The organism is Anaerococcus urinomassiliensis (assembly GCF_900128425.1).
In the GTDB taxonomy this organism is placed as follows: Bacteria; Bacillota; Clostridia; order Tissierellales; family Peptoniphilaceae; genus Anaerococcus; species Anaerococcus urinomassiliensis.
Genome location: NZ_LT635782.1, coordinates 280025 through 299753 on the forward strand (window position 1 = coordinate 280025; position 19729 = coordinate 299753).

General features: G+C 32.6%; 20 protein-coding genes, 1 tRNA gene and 1 riboswitch. Of the genes, 20 read left to right on the plus strand and 1 reads right to left on the minus strand.

The annotated features are described in order from the left end of the window. Window positions 1-69: 69 nt before the first annotated feature. Genes BQ7474_RS10980 through BQ7474_RS02365 form a run of 4 tightly spaced genes read left to right on the plus strand, consistent with a single transcriptional unit; the run spans window position 70 to window position 3195 of the window. Window positions 70-192, plus strand: a complete 123-nt coding sequence (locus BQ7474_RS10980; protein ID WP_268873858.1) for a hypothetical protein — start codon at window positions 70-72, stop codon at window positions 190-192. Between the two features lie 18 nt (window positions 193-210). Then, a complete protein-coding gene (locus tag BQ7474_RS02355; protein WP_073997443.1) occupies window positions 211-504 on the plus strand; it encodes a lactococcin 972 family bacteriocin in 294 nt (97 codons plus the stop codon). A 59-nt stretch (window positions 505-563) separates the two neighbouring features. Beyond that, the gene (locus tag BQ7474_RS02360; RefSeq protein ID WP_073997444.1) at window positions 564-2549 is read left to right on the plus strand and encodes a DUF1430 domain-containing protein; all 1986 of its coding nucleotides are present in this window, start codon (window positions 564-566) and stop codon (window positions 2547-2549) included. Window position 2550: 1 nt separating this feature from the next. Then, entirely contained in the window at window positions 2551-3195 is a 645-nt protein-coding gene (locus BQ7474_RS02365) for an ATP-binding cassette domain-containing protein (RefSeq protein WP_073997445.1), read from the plus strand. 106 nt (window positions 3196-3301) lie between these two features. Here BQ7474_RS02365 and BQ7474_RS02370 read toward each other — a convergent pair whose 3' ends face one another. Continuing rightward, entirely contained in the window at window positions 3302-6046 is a 2745-nt protein-coding gene (locus BQ7474_RS02370) for an ABC transporter ATP-binding protein/permease (RefSeq protein ID WP_073997446.1), read from the minus strand. Between the two features lie 83 nt (window positions 6047-6129). Between BQ7474_RS02370 and BQ7474_RS02375 the strand changes: the two genes are divergently transcribed. The 16 genes from BQ7474_RS02375 (at window position 6130) to BQ7474_RS02450 (ending at window position 19724) form a co-directional block, all read left to right on the plus strand. Further along, window positions 6130-7188, plus strand: coding sequence for an alpha-amylase family glycosyl hydrolase (locus BQ7474_RS02375; protein ID WP_073997447.1), 1059 nt, complete (start codon window positions 6130-6132; stop codon window positions 7186-7188). 68 nt (window positions 7189-7256) lie between these two features. Beyond that, the gene (locus BQ7474_RS02380; RefSeq protein ID WP_073997448.1) at window positions 7257-8414 is read left to right on the plus strand and encodes a nucleotide sugar dehydrogenase; all 1158 of its coding nucleotides are present in this window, start codon (window positions 7257-7259) and stop codon (window positions 8412-8414) included. A 120-nt stretch (window positions 8415-8534) separates the two neighbouring features. Then, window positions 8535-9224: a hydrolase gene (locus tag BQ7474_RS02385; protein WP_073997449.1), complete on the plus strand. Its 690-nt coding sequence runs from the start codon at window positions 8535-8537 to the stop codon at window positions 9222-9224. A gap of 17 nt (window positions 9225-9241) precedes the next feature. After that, window positions 9242-10165, plus strand: coding sequence for a P1 family peptidase (locus tag BQ7474_RS02390; RefSeq protein WP_073997450.1), 924 nt, complete (start codon window positions 9242-9244; stop codon window positions 10163-10165). A 56-nt stretch (window positions 10166-10221) separates the two neighbouring features. Next, window positions 10222-10309: riboswitch (TPP riboswitch) on the plus strand. Between the two features lie 41 nt (window positions 10310-10350). After that, window positions 10351-10977, plus strand: a complete 627-nt coding sequence (locus BQ7474_RS02395; protein ID WP_073997451.1) for a YkoF family thiamine/hydroxymethylpyrimidine-binding protein — start codon at window positions 10351-10353, stop codon at window positions 10975-10977. 9 nt (window positions 10978-10986) lie between these two features. Then, window positions 10987-11556: an ECF transporter S component gene (locus BQ7474_RS02400; protein WP_073997452.1), complete on the plus strand. Its 570-nt coding sequence runs from the start codon at window positions 10987-10989 to the stop codon at window positions 11554-11556. Then, complete coding sequence (locus BQ7474_RS02405) at window positions 11540-12973, plus strand: ATP-binding cassette domain-containing protein (RefSeq protein ID WP_073997453.1); 1434 nt, start codon at window positions 11540-11542, stop codon at window positions 12971-12973. The genes BQ7474_RS02400 and BQ7474_RS02405 overlap by 17 nt, the downstream gene beginning before the upstream one ends. Next, window positions 12966-13661 (plus strand): energy-coupling factor transporter transmembrane component T, encoded by a 696-nt coding sequence (locus tag BQ7474_RS02410; protein ID WP_073997454.1) that lies wholly within the window; start codon window positions 12966-12968, stop codon window positions 13659-13661. Before BQ7474_RS02405 ends, BQ7474_RS02410 begins: the two co-directional genes overlap by 8 nt. Before the next feature lie 104 nt (window positions 13662-13765). Next, window positions 13766-14050 (plus strand): 30S ribosomal protein S6, encoded by a 285-nt coding sequence (rpsF, locus tag BQ7474_RS02415; RefSeq protein WP_073997455.1) that lies wholly within the window; start codon window positions 13766-13768, stop codon window positions 14048-14050. Window positions 14051-14053: 3 nt separating this feature from the next. Continuing rightward, window positions 14054-14602, plus strand: coding sequence for a single-stranded DNA-binding protein (locus tag BQ7474_RS02420; protein WP_073997456.1), 549 nt, complete (start codon window positions 14054-14056; stop codon window positions 14600-14602). Between the two features lie 21 nt (window positions 14603-14623). Next, window positions 14624-14854: a 30S ribosomal protein S18 gene (rpsR, locus tag BQ7474_RS02425; protein WP_044567459.1), complete on the plus strand. Its 231-nt coding sequence runs from the start codon at window positions 14624-14626 to the stop codon at window positions 14852-14854. Window positions 14855-15014: 160 nt separating this feature from the next. Continuing rightward, window positions 15015-16976 (plus strand): sodium-translocating pyrophosphatase, encoded by a 1962-nt coding sequence (locus BQ7474_RS02430; RefSeq protein ID WP_073997457.1) that lies wholly within the window; start codon window positions 15015-15017, stop codon window positions 16974-16976. Between the two features lie 113 nt (window positions 16977-17089). Then, a tRNA-Leu gene (locus BQ7474_RS02435) sits at window positions 17090-17180 on the plus strand. 73 nt (window positions 17181-17253) lie between these two features. After that, window positions 17254-18084: a 4-(cytidine 5'-diphospho)-2-C-methyl-D-erythritol kinase gene (gene ispE, locus BQ7474_RS02440; RefSeq protein WP_073997458.1), complete on the plus strand. Its 831-nt coding sequence runs from the start codon at window positions 17254-17256 to the stop codon at window positions 18082-18084. Next, window positions 18081-18818, plus strand: coding sequence for a glutamate racemase (gene murI, locus BQ7474_RS02445; RefSeq protein WP_073997459.1), 738 nt, complete (start codon window positions 18081-18083; stop codon window positions 18816-18818). The genes ispE and murI overlap by 4 nt, the downstream gene beginning before the upstream one ends. Further along, window positions 18819-19724, plus strand: a complete 906-nt coding sequence (locus tag BQ7474_RS02450) for a Ppx/GppA phosphatase family protein (protein WP_073997460.1) — start codon at window positions 18819-18821, stop codon at window positions 19722-19724. Window positions 19725-19729: the final 5 nt, after the last annotated feature.

Here is a 19729-nt window from a genome sequence, read left to right on the forward strand (position 1 = left end):
TAAAAATAGAACTATAGTTCGTGTATATTATAACTCTTCTGTGATAAAGTATTCTTGAAAGGAGAAGAATTGAAAAGGTTTTTAGGTATTTTATTAATAGGAGTTATGATTGTTCCATGTGAGGATAATAAAGATAACAGTATTATCCAAGTTTTAAGTGAGAAAGAAAATATAGCTATTATGTATATTTAATAATTAAAGGAGACTAACATGAAAAAAATTAAAACTTTATTATCAGTTGTTTCATTATCAATGCTTCTAACATCAGTGGCATTTGCATCAGTAGAGGTAGATGGTGGCATTTGGTCATATGGTGGAGTTCATGAGGTAGGTAACTGGGGTGCTTTTTCTAACTACTACCATCCTAGTAGATATCATTACTCAAGAGTAGTAAGAGGGAGTGATTCCAAAGATGATACAAGATATGCAGGTGCAGGTAATACATCAGAAGCTTTTATACACACTAAGATTGGAGAAAAAGCATATTTTGACTACGGATTTTAATTTATAGTAAAATATAACTAGGCGGTTCATTTACTGCCTAGTTTTTATAAGGAGATATTATGAAAAAAATTGTAATTTTCATATCATCACTACTAACGAGTGCTCTTTTGTACTTTTTTATAAGTGGGACACAAAGTCAGATTATATTTTCGTCGTTTCCAACTGTAGATTTATACTATGTAAATCCTGAGATTGATAAGTCTGATTTTGAAGAAGATTTAGAAGCCTTGGCTAATAAAAATGATGTTATTATTGCTAAAAGGATAGTTATTCCACAAAAAAGCGGAGAAGTTAATTTTTATTATAAGACCTTTGGCGATAAGGAAGCTCCTTCTTATATAAACATTGCTTCTGATGAAGTGCTAAAGATTAACGATGACTTAGCTGCAACTTATATTATAATAGGCCAAGCTTTAAGCCAGGACGAATTATATAATTTTTTATCAACAAATGGTAACCAAACTAGAAAATTTGGAGATGGATCTTCCCTAGAAAATGTAATTGTGCTATTTGGATATCCTGCTATGTTTTTTATACTTGTGGTAAGTTTCTTTGTTATTTTAGCTATATCTATAATCAATAGACTAAATGAAACTGCAAAATATGGTATAAAACTAATATCTGGACAGAGAAAGTCAATGCTATTATTTAAAGATTTTATAGATGATTTGATCACTGTTATTTTGGCTTTTCTAATGAATGTGATTATTTTTGGCATTTTATTTAAAGTACATAATATTTTTAACGAACCTATAATGAGATATTTTTTGATCGCTCTTATAATTTACTTATTAGGTATTGTACTAGTATCATTAATAGTTTCTTTTTTATTTTTTGCTATAATTAAATATAAGAATCTTATGCAAATTATCAAGGGGAGGCTGCCAATAAAGTCGATTATGACTGTATTGGTTATTTCTCAAATCTTATCGTTTATAATAGTGGCATATCAGTTTAGACTTGCAAGTTTTTCCTATCCACAGATTAAAACTCTTGAGACTTCAGCTAGTAAGTGGGATGAATATCCTGATTTAGTAAATATTACTTTTAATTTAAATTCTCACGCAGATTCCCTTGAAGAGGATTTAAAGAGATGGAATCAATGGTATGAATACTTAGATGATACTTTTGAAGATGATAAGTGGATACTAGCTTATAGCAATATTGCTAATTATTTTGGATCGGATATTGAGGCTACTAGAGCTAAACTAGATAAGTATAATCCAGATGGAAATACCATAATTGTTTCCAATAATTATCTAGAAAAAGAACAGGTAGATCATAAAACTGACTTTTCTGATTTGAAATATGGAGAGTTTGGACTAATATTGCCTGAGAAGTTAAAGGCTAATGAAAAAGCACTTGTAAAAGTATATGAAGATTATGTTAATGAAAATTTTGGTGGTGATGGTGATTTTAAGGCAAAGGTGGAATATGTTAGTGATAATCAAAAAAGATTTATCTTCAATACAACAATTATTACAGACAAGCAGTATTTAACAGATCCTGCTATTATAGTTATAAGTCCAAAATCTACAGGAGCTAGTGATCGTAGTTTGATGTTTTGGAATAATATGATAAGTAATTTTATATTCTTTGATAACTATGAATATTGCCACAAATCCCTTGAAGATCGCGATCTTTTAAAGTGGGTTTCTTATATAATAAATAGCAGAAGTGATTATTATGAGAGATTGTCAGACGAAATAAGAGATATTAGGTTTAGCATAATTGGAAGTATTTTTACTATACTTACATCCTTACTCTTGTTTAACAGTATTGTTATAACTTACTTCAAAGAATTTAGAAGAGAAAATTTCATAAAGAGAATATCTGGCTTGAGTTTCTTTGGTATCCATAAGCGTTTTATTATAATACAGTGTATTATATTTTTCCTTAGCTTAATTGCTTCCTATAAGCTAACCGAGGACTGGCAATCTAGCCTAGGAACATTTTTAGTCTTTGTTTTGAATTCATTTATAATTTTATATGTTCAAAATAAAAAAGAGAATAAGCAAAGTATGACAATTTTAAAGGGGGAATAGGATGATAGAAATTAGAAACTTATCTAAAAGCTTTGGTGATAGAAATCTTTTTAACAATATCAATATTAATTTTTATGACAATAGGACCTATGCCATAGTTGGAGAAAGTGGTTCGGGCAAGACAACTTTACTAAATATTATAGCCAAACTTGAAGAAAAAGATAGGGGCACCATAGTATACAATTCTACTGATTTAGATAAGATTGATGAACATATATTTTTTAGGGACTATCTAGGGTATTTGTTCCAAAATTTAGGATTAATCGAAAGTGAAAGTGTAGATTATAATCTAGAGCTAGCATTTGTTGGAAAGAAGCTTAATAAAAGCGAAAAACTTAGATTAAAAAAAGAAGCTTTAGATAAGGTTAATTTATCGCATATAAAGCTAGATACAAAAGTTTACACATTATCTGGTGGCGAGAGTCAGAGAGTTGCCTTATCTAAACTTATCTTAAAACAACCTCCTATAATTTTAGCTGATGAGCCAACTGCATCAGTAGATCCAATGAATGCCGAGGAAATATTAAATATTTTATTAGCAATGAAAAGTGAAGGTAGGATTATAATAATCGCCACCCATAGCAAGGACATATGGCAAGCAACTGATGAAGTGATTTCTATAGATGAATTAAAAGGTGAAATATAAAGAAACTTTTGTAAGTTATCCAAGAAAAGACGAGGAAAATGTGGAATCTCACATATTCTCGTCTTTTTGCTTATATCTATATGCTTTTTTAGCTTATAATGGAATTTTATTCTTCTCTTAAAGCCTCGACTGGGTCTTTCTTGGCTGCCATTGATGATGGTATGATTCCTGCAATTAAGGTTAGAATTACGGAAATTAATACCAATATACCTGCAGCTTGGGCTGGTAATTTTGACGAAATATCACTTACACCAGTTAGATTTCGAATCAAATTTGTAATAGGAATATTTACTAGCATTGTGACTCCTACTCCGATAAGACCGGATAAAAGACCGACTATAAATGTTTCTGCCATAAATACTTTTCTAATATCAGACTTGCTTGCTCCAATGGATCTTAGAATTCCAATTTCTTTTGTTCTTTCAAGTACTGAAATGTAGGTTATGATTCCTATCATGATTGATGAAACTACTAGGCTTACTCCTACAAAGGCTATTAGGACATATGATATGGCATTTATTATATCTGTTACTGATTTTGTAATAAGTCCTATCAAGTCATTATAGGTAATCTTTTCATTTTCTGTCTTATCCTTATTGTAATCATCGATAAAGGCTTTGATTTGTTCCCTATTTTCAAAGTTTTCTACATAGATATCAATCTCTGCTGGAGCATCCTTGCTTACTACTCCTAGGGACTCTAGGTTTTTGTTATAGGAATTGCCTGCTACAAATTCATCATAAATTTCTTTTAAAGTATCTTTATCATCTTTCTCTACAATATAGCTAGCAAGAGCATTTTCTTGGCTAGCTTCACCTTGATTTCCTGCACCAGTTTGATTATCTAAAGTAGCCATATTCATACCAGAAGCCATGGCTTGTTTTTGCTTTTCTTCAGCTTCTTTTTGAGCTTCTTCTGCTATTTCTGGTTTGTTTCTCATTAGCCACGTTGTAAGGGCTAGGGAATCCCTCTGGCTTAGGTTTTCTAGGAAATATTTGGATGAATCAATTTTTTCGCTATCATTACTTGCCTTAAATTTTATGTTGTTTAATACATTGACTTCTTTATTATCAATTTGAGCTTTAACAATTTCTGATTCATTGGCATGGTCTATCATCATATCTGTGAGACCTTCAGTAAATCCAATAGGTGCATTTACCACCTGGTTATCATCATTGGTTTTTCTCTTTGCTATACCAACGATCTTAGCTGGGACACCATTTTCTACTATATCATCAACTTTGACTTCATCATCAGATACATTTACAAAGTTATTTCCTTCTTTTTCATAGTAATCGGATGGGCTTACAAACTTAAATTCGTGACCTATTATCTTAGATGGGTCTAGGGATTTTTCATTAATCTTCACATCTTCATTGTTATCAAGTTTAGATAGAAAGTCCCTATAGTCTTTTGCAGGTAGGAAACCTAGTTCATATAGCCTAGATGTAAATACTTCATTGTTGTAGTCTGTAAATAACACTAGCTCATCAGCTTTTTCTGGCCACTTACCTTCTACTATTTCATATTCATCTGTTATAATCGGGCTAAGTTTGCCGTCTTCTGTTGTTATAAGCTGGCTAAAGTTTTTATTTTCTTGGTTTGGATTTAAAAACTTGGCAAATGGATCTTGGTTATCTTGTTCAAAATCATCTCCGCTTGTATTTACAAGCTCATTATTTGGATCTTTAGTATAGATATCAAAGTTCATATCATAAAGGTATGAGATAAAGTTTGTACCTATAGTTTCATTTAGCTTATCCTTTTTATCTTCGATATATTTTTTAAAAGGAGTTAGGTTGTTTTCCTTAACATTTGATGAGAACTTACTTCTGCGCTCTAAGATAAAGTCATTTCCATAGACCTTATCATCTGGGTGTGATTTTTCCTCGGTTTTTGGAGGGGTGAGAGCATTACCAATATCTAGTGATTCTTTTTGGATTTGGATTGGGTATGCTTTCAGCGCTTTTCTTTGACTATCTTCTATAAAGTCATTAGCACCTGTTGATATTGATAGGATTAGGGCTATACCAATTATTCCAATAGATCCTGCGAATGCAGTAAGTATTGTCCTTGCTTTTTTTGTTAATAGGTTATTAAAAGAAAGACCTATGGCTGTTGGAAGGCCCAGTTTAATTTTTTTTCTTGTGAAACTTGAGTCCGTTTCTTTTTCATTATAAGGGTTGGAATCATCTATGATTTTCCCGTCTTTGATTTTAACTATTCTTGTGGAATACTCATAAGCCAAGTCTGGGTTATGGGTTACCATGATTACTAGTCTATCTTGAGCAATTTCTTTTAAAAGCTCCATTATAGCAACAGATGTTTCACTATCCAAGGCTCCAGTAGGTTCATCTGCAAGTACTATTTCTGGATTATTTACTAAAGCCCTGGCAATTGCCACCCTTTGCATTTGCCCACCAGAAAGTTCTGCTGGTTTTTTGTCTATATGATCTTTTAATCCAACTTTCTCCAAGGCTTCTATTGCTCGCTTTCTTCTATCTTCTTTGCTAACTCCTGATAGGGTAAGGGCAAGCTCGACATTTGCTAGTATACTTTGGTGGCTTATTAGATTGTAAGATTGAAAGATAAAGCCAACCGATACATTTCTGTAGTAGTCCCAGTCGCTATCGGAAAAATCTTTTGTAGACTTTCCATCTATTAATAAGTCTCCACTAGTGTAATGGTCTAAGCCTCCGATTATATTTAATAGAGTAGTTTTACCACCACCAGATTGGCCAAAAATAGAGACAAATTCATTCTCCCTAAAAGCTATAGATACATCATCTAAGGCAACTTGCTTAAAGTCACCTGTCTTATATATTTTAGAAATATTTTTTAGTTCTAACATTCATACCTCTTTCCGTAATTATAATACTATACCCAGTTTCTTTATATCTGACAGGAAAAATGTAACATATAAATGAGGTATATATGGAAAATTTGATTATTTATAAAGAAAATAGGATAGAGGATATCAAGTCTATAAAATACTACAAGGATATAAGGGTAAGTGGGATTTTACTTGATAAATTTGATAAGATTGAAGATTTGGATAAAATATTTGACTTGACTTATTATTTAAAGACGCATGGTTTAAACTTAATCTTAAATATAGATGTTTTAAAAACCGTGGCAAAGTTAATAGACTATGACTTTACTTGGTCAAATCCTAAAATAAGAAAATCCTTTTACCAGTTCATAAACTTTTTGATAAAACGTGGGATAAGTGGTTTTTATTTTTCTAATCTTTATGAATTGATAGGAGATAATGCTTACCTTTCTTTAATAAAAGAGTTTAGTAAAAACACTATTAATAAAGATGGGATTGTTAGTATAGTAGAAACTAGTAAAAATCTGTATTTCTTAAACTACCTATCAAATCCTATTTATAATAATTTTTCATATGTTGATATAAATAATGAGAATTTACCTTTCTTAGAATATAAGAAGTATCTTAAAACTATCCAAAATGTGGATGATGACAAAAATATTAATCAAATATTAAGGTTAGATAAAACTTTCCTCTCTTTTATAAATACAAAAAATTATTCCTACCAGTCTATGAGTCTTCTTTGTGGCATAAGCTATTTTCACAGGGGAGCGGTGATAATTGAAAACTTGGAAGAATTTGGTTTTGCAAGTGATATTAAAAATACAAATGCTTATAAAATCTCCACTTATAGTAGAGATATCAAGGACTTCTATGAGGATATATTATCCTACAAAAACTCAATTCCTGCCCTAAGTATGGGAAGTTACAGGCAAATTTTTGCAAATGATTCGGATATCTATGCTTATATCAGAAGCTATAATGGAGAAAAAGTTGTTGTTTTTGGTAATTTCAGCCAAAAGGAAGTACTAGTAGACATCAGATTTCATTTTATAGACCTATACGATTTTTCTTATTTAATTGGCAACTATGGCAAAAGAAGAATAGTAAAAAATCTACTATTAAGGCCTTTTGAATTTGTGGCATTTGTTAAAGAATAATATATGATTGCACTTATTTGTAAAGTTAGCTTAAACTTGTAAAATATATCTATTAATAAGGAGAGTTTATGAAAATTTTAGTATTTGGATTGGGTTATGTGGGCTTGGCCAACGCTATCTTACTTAGCCAATCAAACCAAGTTATTGGTATAGAAGTTAATGAAGAAAGAATAAATTTAATTAATAATAAAAAATCACCTCTAAGAGATGAGTATATAGAAAGCTACCTAGCAGAAAAAGATTTGGATTTCACTGCAAAAAAAGAATATGAAAATGATTTAAAAGATGCTGACTTGGCTATACTTGCCTTGCCAACAAATTATGATGAAGAGACTAAATTTTTTGATACATCTTATGTTGATGAGGCAATAGGAAATATCAAGAGAATAAATAATGATTTGCCTATTTTGATCAAATCAACCATACCAGTTGGCTACACGGCTGGCCAAAGTAAGAAATATGCAAGTGACAGTATAATATTTTCACCAGAATTCCTAAGGGAAGGTAAGGCACTTTATGATAGCTTAAATCCATCTAGGATAATTGTGGGGGACAAAACTGAATTAGGTCAAAAAATTGCCAATTTATACAAAGACCAAGCTCTTAATAATCCAGAAATTTTATTTATGGATTCAACAGAAGCTGAAGCGGTAAAATTATTTTCCAATACCTATCTTGCTATGCGAGTATCATATTTTAATGAGCTTGACACCTTTGCAGAAATCAAAGGTCTTTCTACAAAAGATATTATAGAGGGTGTTTCTACTGATCCAAGGATAGGCAACTATTACAACAATCCATCTTTTGGTTATGGTGGATATTGTTTGCCAAAAGATACTAAGCAACTTTATGCAAATTTTGAAAATGTTCCAAATTCAATGTTTGGTGCAGTAATCGAATCAAATCAAATCAGAAAAGATTATATAAGTGATAGGATCCTTAGAGATAAGCCAAAGACAGTTGGTATCTATAGGCTTACCATGAAAAAGGATTCTGATAATTTCAGAAAATCGGCTATTTTTGATGTCATAGAAAATATTAAAGATAAGAGCGAAGTAGTAATTTATGAGCCAAATCTTGATATTGATTGTTTCGAAGGACTAAAAGTAGAAAATGACCTAGAGGAGTTCAAAAAGCTAGATATCATAGTTGCTAATAGATTAGCCGATGAACTTTTGGATATAAAAGAGAAAGTTTATACAAGGGATATCTTTAATAAGGACTGATAATTTCAAATGAAGCTATAATCATTTTTGGATTAGCTTCATTTTTTTAACGGCATTTTAGATTAAGACACATATCCTAGGGTAAGTAATTATTAAAATAAAAGAAACGAAAGGAAGCCTATGACAGAGAAAAAAGAGAAATACATACCACAAGTTCATTCGAAATTAAGAAAATCATTCATTACTGTTCCTAAGGAAGTATACCAAGCCTCAGGAATCAAAATTTTTGAGAAAAGAATAAAATCCCTACTTTTTACAACAGATTTAGCTATCATCAGGAACACAAATGCAGATAGCATAATGGCTGTTTATCCCTATACTCCACAAAGCTCTATAGCAAATGCTATTTTAAGCGTTTCTAATGTTCCTTGCTTTATAGGTATAGGGGGAGGCGTTACCCAAGGTTTGAGATCAAAATATGTTGCAATAGATGCTGAACTTTCTGGTGCCTATGGAGTCGTAGTAAATGCACCGATGCCTAATGATGATATCAAGGAAATATCAGAATTTGTGGATATCCCACTTATAGCAACTATCACAACAGCAAAGGATGATTACATAGGTAAGATTCAAGCTGGAGCTGAGATACTTAATATCTCTGGGGGCAAATATACAGCTGACTTGGTAAGAGAAGTTAGAGAAAATATTGGAAATGCCTTTCCTATAATTGCGACAGGTGGTAAAGATGGTGAACAAATATTAGAAACCATTCAAGCTGGTGCCAATGCCATTAGCTATACTCCACCATCAAGTGCAGAAGTTTTTGGTCAAATGATGGATAAGTATAGAAATGAAGATATTGGAGAATAGCTAAAGGAAAAGATTATATGTACGAAGGATATATTACTGATATAAAAGGAATAAAGATAGGCCATGCTCAAAATTTAAAAGCTGGTACAGGTCTGACTGTTTTGATACCTCCAAAGGGCAATACTTGCTCTGTCGAAGTCAGAGGATCAGCACCAGGAAGTCGTGAAACTGATTTATTAGATCCAATAAATACTGTCGAATCTGTCAATGCCCTCATATTAAGTGGTGGATCAGCTTATGGCTTGGATGCTGCAAGTGGAGTGATGAAGGCCCTAGAAAAAGATGGACAAGGTTTGGATGTTGGAGTAGGCATAGTTCCTATAGTTAGCCAAGCTGTCCTATTTGACCTGGCCTACAAGGATTACAAGATTAGACCAGATGCGAAGATGGGAATCGAGGCTTATAATAATGCATCTTTTGATGAAAATAGGCAGGGGGTTATTGGGGCTGGAACTGGAGCTACAGTTGGCAAAATCCTAGGAATGGACCATATTATGAAATCTGGCCTAGGCTCTGCTACTATAAAAGAAGGTGAGTTAGTAGTATCTGCCATTGTTGCTGTTAATGCTTTTGGTGACATATATGATTATGATAAAAAGGTCCAAACAGCAGGTCCAATCGTAAATGGACAAATTCTAAAAACAACAGATGCCATGAGTAAGGTTATGGCTGATTTTTCAGATTTGGCCAATAGAAACACAACCATAGGTATAGTTGCAACAAATGCTAGTTTTGATAAGACTAAGCTTAAAAAGATTGCCCAAATGACTCACGATGGCTTTGCAAGAGCTATAAATCCTGTTCATACAGGCTTTGATGGTGATACAGTATTTTCTCTTTCTACTAATGAAATATCAGCTGATTTGAACATGGTTGGAGTAATGGCAGCAGATGCTATGAGCCGTGCAATTGCCAATGCAATTTATTTTTCAAAAGATTAATAAAATTTGCTCTGGTAATAAAGCTATGCTATACTAGGACAGTAAAATAGTATAATACTTGATATTCGGGGTGCGTTTTGCTGAGATTATACCCGCTAACCTGATCAACGTAATTGTTGCGAAGGGAAATAGTTTAATAGTGGATATCTCTTTTTCCGAATACAAGTAGGAAAAGGAGTTTTTTTATGTCAAAAATAGATTATGTAGATTATTCCAATACTAGTTGTGGTATACCCGGATCAAAGCTTGGAATATCAGGAGCGAGATTTAGCTTATCACCTATGTCTGATGATTTTATAGAAATTATCCTGGATTCTTTAGATAAAACTGATACCTCAAATATTTGGTCCCAAACGGATAACACTTCCACAGTCTATAGAGGAAATACAAAAGCTTTATTTGACGCTCTCAAAGCTTTTTATATCAATGCTTATAAAAAAGATGTTCATATGAGTATGACACTAACCTTATCCAAAGGATGTCCTGGGGATACTGATGCTGATTATTTATTAGAAGCAGAAGATAGAAAAATAAATGAAGAATTTATAAAAGATAAACACTTTGATCTTACAGGAAAATTTGCCCTATATATATTTGGTGATAACAATTATATGAGCGAGATAGAGACAGTTGTAAATAAGGGAATAGATATGGGTGTCATAGCAGGTACAGGTCATTATGTCACATTCCTTAAGGCTGATGTTCATGATATTTTCAATTACTTAGAAGAAATATATACTTACTTAGAAAATAGAGTTAGTCACTTTGTAATTGAATCCCAACTACTTTGCAATTTACCGGAAGAAAATTAGGAGGCTTATATGAATAAAAATAAATTTCAGACGCGTGATTACGTGTTAATGGGCCTTTTATCAGTTATCTATGGTCTTATATATCTTGGAGCAGTATACCTAGGTGCTTTTACAACAACAGCTCTGACTCCTTCTGGTTATGGAATATTAGGTTATGAGCCATATTATGGAATTTGGTTTATGGCTTCTGTAACAGCTACCTACATTATAAAGAAACCATTGGTAGGTGTTGTTACAGAAGTGATCGCAGCTCTAATAGAGGTTCTCCTAGGCAATATGTTTGGACCGATGGTAATTGTAAGTGGTATTATTCAAGGCCTTGGGGTAGAGCTTGCCTTTAAAATGGGTGGTTATAAGGATTATTCATATAAAACAACAATACTTGCAGCTATTTTTTGTACTATATTTACATTCTTATGGACAGGTTTTAGAAACCAATACTGGACACTTGACTTATCAATAGTTTTATTAATCTTTGTGATTAGATTAATATCTTCGCTACTATTCACAGGATTTTTATCAAAATTTATATGCGATAAGCTATATCAAACTGGAGTAATAAGTGAAAGAGCGAGCTAGTAGCCTGCTTACTATCGACAATCTTTCTCTTAAGATAAGTGATAAGAGTATACTAAAAAATATAAATCTTGATATTAAAAAAGGTGAGATTGTATTACTATGTGGCAAGAGTGGATCCGGAAAATCTACTCTTGCTTCAGTTTTAAGTGGATATTATAAAAATATGGCGGCATCGATTGAATATGATACGTTGTCTATATTGAATAATAACTTAGAATCATTTGAAACCTATGAACGTCATCCATATTTAGTGGTATCTTTTCAAAACGCAAGGCTCTCGTTATGTACACAAAACTTAAGAGAAGAATTAATATTCGTATTAGAAAATCTTGAAACTGATAGAAACTTTATTGATAAAGCTGTAATCAACCAGGCGGAGAAACATGGAATAGTAAATTTATTAGATCAAGATTTTGATACCTTATCAGGAGGGCAGTTACAAAGGGTAGCTTTTTGTGCCATAGATTTGATAGAAAGCAATCTTTATGTCCTTGATGAGCCATTTGCAAATATAGATGATAATTCCACCTACGATTTACAAAAAATTATTAGGGGAAGACTAGATGAAGGGTCATCGTATTTAATTATCGACCATAGACTCGAACTTTGGAATTTCGTAGATAGGATTGTTATTATAGACCATGACGGCAGAATAGTGGATGATAATATAAACCCTAAAAATATTAGTCAGAAGCAAAAAAAATTATTAATAGAAAATGGACTAATATTTGATGGTAAGATATCTCAGAAGAAAAATTTAAACACGGGAATTGAATTTTTAAAAACACATTGCTTAAGTTTATCCTATGATACAGATAAAGGACCAAAATCAATAATTGAAGATAGTAGTTTTTCTTTACCAGCAAATAAATTAATAGCTCTAACTGGAGATAGTGGAGCAGGAAAAAGCACTTTGTTTAAAGTTTTACTAAAACAACTTTCTTATAATGGGTCCCTAAAGATTTGGGATAAAGAACTTAAATCATATAAAAAAAAGGACTTGCTTAGTAGAATCGGCTTGGTTTTTCAAGACCCTACCCTACAGTTTGTAACAACAAATGTATTGGAAGAATTTACTGGTCAAAGAAATTATGAAGATGTTAGCCAAAAAAGCAAAGATTTACTAAAAACATATAGGCTTCACTCTTATACAGAGAAATCTCCATGGATGCTTTCCCAAGGTGAGCAAAGACGACTTGCGGTTATTACAATGCTTTCATTAGATAAGGATTTATTATTGGTTGATGAGCCTACCTACGGTCAGGATTTTAAAAATGCTAGTCTTATAATGGATGACTTAAAGAATCTATCAAAAGATATAACTATCATATTTACTAGCCATGATAAAAATTTGATAAAAGCATATAAAGATGTTGAGTACAGAATAATTGACAAGAAGGTGGTGCGGATTGATTGATAAAATGAACCCTAGCTATAAAACTATAAGTATATTTCTAAGCTCTCTTATAATAGGATTTTTTAATTCATATAAGCTAAACTTCATTGTTATAGGATTGGGATTATTATTCTTGATTACATCAAAGAGGGTCAAATTTAGAAGGCTTATCATAGCATTAATACCTGTCATTCTCCTATCATTAAGCTTCTTTATGGCTGGGTATAAATTTTCAGCATCAGGCCTTACTGCATCAGTAAATGATAATTTGGATGGCAATTTCTACAATGGTCTAGTACTAGGTTCAAGAATTGCAGCTTACGCACTATTAGGGATATCTTATTCGATGACAACAGACTCAAAAGAGCTGGTATATAGCTTTATTCAACAATTAAATTTATCTGATAACCTAGCTTTTGGTATTTTATCATCCATTAATATGATACCTAAACTTAAAGATGAATTAGAAATGATAAAGTTATCATATGATATTAGAGGGATTAGATATGGGTTTTTAAATATTAGACCAATTTTTACTCTTTTAGTTAGATCAGTTAGATTTTCTGATAACATCGCTTCATCTATGGAGGCAAAGGGATTTGGTGGTAAGAGGTCAAACTATGTAATTATGGAAGTTAGTACCAGTGATTATATCCAAGCTATAGCATTTCCACTTATAATATTAATATTAGGAATATTAGGAATATGATTATTAATAATCTTGACAATATTAATTGATGCTAGTAGAATATACCAGTAACACTCTACTCCGTAAGAAATTAACGGGGTCATAGACCATAGGGAGGTGAAAAAATGAATAAATACGAAGCAGTTATAATTTTTAAACCTGATATGACTGATCAAGGTAGAACTGACCTACTAGATAGATTTAAAACTATCATAGAAGAAAATGGTACAGTTACTAACGTTGATGACTGGGGAAAAAGAAGATTAGCTTACGAGATTAATGACATCAGAGATGGTTATTATTACATCGTAGAATTTGATTCTCTTCCAGACCATATCAGAGAATTTGAAAGAAGACTAAGACTTTCAGATTTTGTATTAAGATACATGGTTATCAGAAAAGAGGACTAATCAATGAATAGAGTTATACTTATTGGAAGACTTACTAGAGATCCAGAATTAAGATATACTCAAAATAACCAAGCAGTTGCTACATTTACCCTAGCAGTTGATAGAAGACTAAGCAGGGAAAAAAGACAAGAAGCAGAATCTCAAAATCGTCCAACAGCTGATTTTATCCGTATTACAGTATGGGGTCAGCAAGGTGAAAATGCATCAAGATACTTAAGAAAAGGAAGTCAATGTGCTGTAGAAGGTAGCATAAATACAGGTAGCTATCAAGACAAAGACACAGGCAAAACTATCTATACAACAGATATTTGGGCCAACAATGTCGAGTTTATCGGATCAAGATCTGATAACCAATCATCTGGCTACAATAATAGTAATTATGGTGATAACCAAGATTATGGCAACAATAATTACTCACAAACTGGCTACCAAAATAATAACAACAATAACAACAACTACAATAATCAAAACCAAAAAGGCTTTGATAGTAGCGATGATTTCTTCGATGATGACTTCACAGAAATTGAGGATGATGGTAGGATTCCATTCTAGAAATAATTTGAAAGGAATACCATGGCTCAAAATAGAAGATTTAGACCAAGAAAAAAGGTTGATCCATTTGTAAAAGATCCATCAAAAGTGATTGATTACAAGGATACAGAAACTTTAAAAAGATTTATCTCAGATAGAGGAAAGATCTTACCAAGAAGAGTTACAGGTCTTAATGCAAAACATCAAAGAGAAGTAACACGTGCTATTAAACGTGCTAGACAAGTTGCATTATTACCATACGAAGAAAACTAATTAAAATATAAAAAATACATTCAATAAGCATAAAAGCGCTAAAATATATGCAGTTGGCATTAATTTTAGCGTATTTTTATTTGATAATATAAATCTATATTGTAATATTGCATAAAGAATATTACAATATAACTAAATAATATTATATAAGGAGGGACTTATGTCTGTAGAGATTTTATCTCTTATCGTGGCTATTTTGGCGTTAGTATTTATGCTATTTACTATTAAAGCTAAAATAAACCCACTTGCAGCTGGAAATGACCGTATGGTTCAAATTTCTGGTTATATTAGAAATGGTGCAATGACATTTCTAAGCAGAGAGTACAAATTCATTGCAATTTTCGTAGCTATAGTATCAATACTTTTATTGATATTCTTTAATGTTAATATTATGATTTGCTATTTGATAGGATCAGCATTATCAATGCTTGCAGGTTTTATTGGTATGAGAGTATCAACTGCATCAAATGTTAGATGTGCTAACCAAGCCTATGAAAAAGGTCAAGATGATGCATTAAAAGTAGCATTCTCTGGTGGTTCTGTAATGGGCATGGCTGTTACTGGCCTTGGATTTCTCGGTATCATCATCACTTATATGATTTACAAAGATCCAACAATCTTAATGGGATACTCACTAGGAGCTTCATCTGTTGCTCTATTTGCAAGAGTTGGTGGTGGTATTTATACTAAAGCTGCTGACCTTGGTGCTGACCTTGTTGGTAAGGTAGAAGCAGGAATCCCAGAAGATGACCCAAGAAACCCTGCAGTAATTGCAGATAACGTTGGTGATAACGTAGGTGACGTTGCTGGTATGGGTGCTGACTTATTTGAATCATATGTTGGTGCTATCATTTCATCAATGACTTTAGGAATTGTGTATTTTGCAGAAGCTGGCCTTGGATTCACTCTATTTTTAGCTGCTCTAGGAATAGCTGCATCAATCGTGGCAAGTCTTGTATTTTTATCAAAATCACATCCAGATCCACAAAAATCACTAATGAATACTCTTTACATTTCAGGAGCCATTGTATTAATTGGTGCACTTATCTTATCAAATAAATACTTTGGTGATTTTAACGCAGCCTTTGCTGTAATAACAGGTCTTGTAGCAGGTATTATAATTGGACTTTTGACAGAAATTTATACATCTGATCATTACAGACACGTTAAATACATCTCAAAAGAATCATCAACTGGTGTTGCAACAAACATAATAGCTGGTCTTTCTACAGGAATGCTTTCAACAGTATTTCCAATAATAGTTATAGCAATTGCTATCATGGTATCATTTAAATTAATGGGAGTATATGGTATAGCTCTTGCAGCAGTAGGAATGCTTTCAATAACAGGCATCACAGTAACTGTAGATGCTTACGGACCAATTACAGATAATGCTGGTGGTATAGCAGAAATGAGCTACCTACCAGAAAACGTACGTGACATCACTGACGGACTTGATTCAATTGGTAACACAACAGCAGCGATTGGTAAAGGATTTGCTATAGGTTCAGCTGCTTTAACAGCACTTTCACTATTTATCACTTATGCAGAATCAATCAACCTCGATGCAATCTCAATACTTGATAGTAGAGTAGTAGCAGGCATGTTTATAGGAGCTATGCTACCTTTCCTATTTTCAGCTTTAACAATGAACTCAGTAGGAAAGGCAGCAAGCCAAATGATTGAGGAAGTAAGAAGACAATTTAAAGAAGATGATCAAATACTAGCTGGTAACAAAGAACCAGACTATGAAAATTGTATCCAAATTTCTACAACAGCATCACTAAGAGAAATGGTAATACCAGGAGTACTAGCAATCCTAGTACCAATTGTTGTAGGCTTCATCCTTGGACCTCATGCCCTAGGTGGACTATTAGCAGGTGCTCTTGTAACTGGCGTAATGATGGCAATCTTTATGTCAAATGCTGGTGGAGCTTGGGATAACGCTAAGAAATACATCGAAAGTGGTGTAGAAGGCGGCAAGGGATCTGATGCTCACAAGGCAGCAGTAGTTGGAGATACAGTAGGGGATCCATTCAAGGACACATCTGGACCATCTCTAAACATCCTAATCAAACTAATGACAATAGTATCTGTAGTATTTGCAGGTCTATTCATCTAAGAAAGATATTACCAGGATTTGTGAGGGGAACTCAATATATGGAGTTCTCTTCGAAAATCCTGGTTTTTTCTTGACAAAAATCATTTTTTCTAGTATATTTAATTAGTATTTACGCAGGATTGGCGGAATTGGCAGACGCGCAAGACTAAGGATCTTGTGGCCGCTTTTTAGGTCGTGGAAGTTCAAGTCTTCTATCCTGCACCAAATATTTAGTGGGTTTCCCACTTTTTTTTTGCCAATTTTTAACATATTTGTATAATTTATATTGAGGTTAAAAATGAAAAGAAAATGTTATGCAAAAATTAATCTTTCTTTAGATTCTTTATATCAAAGACCTGATGGCTATCATGAGATTGATACCATCATGGTTCGTATAAACTTATTTGATGAATTAATTATTAATAAAAATGATAGTGATAAGTTTTCATATTCTTCAAACGACAATAGCATAGGAGATATTGAGAACAATCTAATTTATAAGGTTTGGCATATGCTAAAGGATAGGACAGATAATCCTGGTCTTGATGTTAAACTTATTAAAAATATTCCAATAGCTGCTGGCCTTGCTGGTGGTTCTACTGATGCAGCAGAGATGATCAAGGGCCTAAATGAGCTTTGGAACCTATCTCTAACTAGGGAAGAAATGATGGATATTGGAGCAAGACTAGGAGCAGATATTCCATTTTTCTTTACCGATAATCCTGCTAGGGCTAGGGGTATTGGTGAGATTATTTCTCCATTTGAAAATAACTTGGATATGAAAATCTTGCTTATCAACGATGGCACACAAATTTCGTCGGCAGAAGTGTATAAAAATCTTAAAGACTATGGTCATATTGATAATGATCTGATAGTTAAAAAGCTAGAAGATGGAGATCATTCGGCTATTTTTTACTTTGAAAATGTCATGGAAGATGTGATCACAGATCTTTATCCACATTTGCTTGATATCAAGGGTGATTTTTTAGACAATGGGGCTGAAGTGACTCTTATTAGTGGTAGTGGTGCATCTATTTTTGGGATTTTTGAAGATGAAGAGACCTATAATCTCGCTTATGAGAATTTAAAAGATAAGTATGATTTTGTAAAAAAGGTGGAACTTATATGACAAATATTGGGGTATTTGACTCGGGCCTAGGTGGCCTAACCGTTTTACAAAAGTTAATAAAGACAAATAAGGCCAATTATTATTACTTTGGTGATAGCCTAAGAGCCCCTTATGGTAATAGGGATAAGGACGAGCTAATTAAATTTGCTGAAGAAATTGTAGATTTTTTACAAGACTTTGACATAGATTATTATATCATCGCTTGTAACACCCTATCAGTTCTTGCTAGTAAACATCTTAGTGAAAAGTATAAGAAGAAATTTTATCCCATTACAGATGCCGGGATAGAAGCTGGCAAATCATTTGATGGAGATTATTTGGTTCTTGGCACTAAGGCTACTATAAACAGCCATTATTATAAAAATAATATACGAAACAATAGTAAGGTCTATGAAGTAGCTGGAATAAAGCTTGTAGATTACATAGAAGATGGCATGATACATGGCTATGAATTGGATAAGGCCCTAGGCGAATATCTAGAAATTGCCAATAAGCAAAAGATTGAAAATATCATCTTAGCATGCACCCATTATCCGATAATTACAGATGCTATAAAGAAAAACCTTACATATAAGGCGAATATCATTGATCCGGCTGATTATCTCAAGTTAGATTTGCCAGAAAATGAAGATTCATCAGTAAATATTTTTATGAGTAAGATTGATCCTAGTACAGAAAAGATTATAAAAAATTTGATTGATTGCGATTATAATTTAGAAGAAAAGGAGTTGTAAATGATATATGCAGTCATAGATATTGGTTCAAATACTGTTAGACTTTCAGTATATAAGGTAGTAGGCCAAAAAGTAAGAAATTTATTTAATGAAAAAGAGCAAGCTTCATTAAGATCATTTGTTAAGGATGGAGTTGTTTCGGAAAAGGGAATCCAAAGGTTAATAGATGTTCTTCGAATGTTCAAGAGTGTTGTAGATAATTTTGAAGATATTGATGAACTTCACCCATTTGCAACTGCTACTATAAGGGAGGCTGCTAATAGGGTTGAAATATTAACCAGAGTGAAAGAAGAACTAGACCTAGATATTGAAATATTAAGTGGTGAAGATGAAGCAAAACTTGCCTTCATAGGAGCAAGCTCATCTATTGATGTATCTCGCGGTATCCTTACCGATATTGGTGGTGGATCTAGTGAGATTGTAATTATAGATCAAAATAAGGTTATAAAATCCACATCACTTTCTATTGGTTCCTTGTCAGCTTTTAATGACTATGTAGATCAACTATTTATGACTACAGCTGAGAAAAAAAGCATAGATGCTGATATGAAAAAGATGTTTGAAGAAAAGAAGTTTTATAGGGAAAAACACGATCTTCTTTGTGCAGTTGGTGGATCTGCTCGTGCTAGCCTTAAGTTTTACAATGAATACTATAAGCTAGATTCTTATAATACGACCATGCAAAAAGATAAGTTCAATTCTATGCTAAAAGAAATAATTGAAGAAGAACCTAGAGAAATACTTGATTCAATACTTGAAGTTAAACCCGACAGAATACACACTCTATTACCTGGAATGGCTATTTTAAATCGTGTAGCAAAATATTTTTATTGCAGTGAGATATCAGTTAGTCAAACTGGGGTAAGAGAAGGGTATGTATATAGTAAACTACTAGGAAGGAATTAATAAGT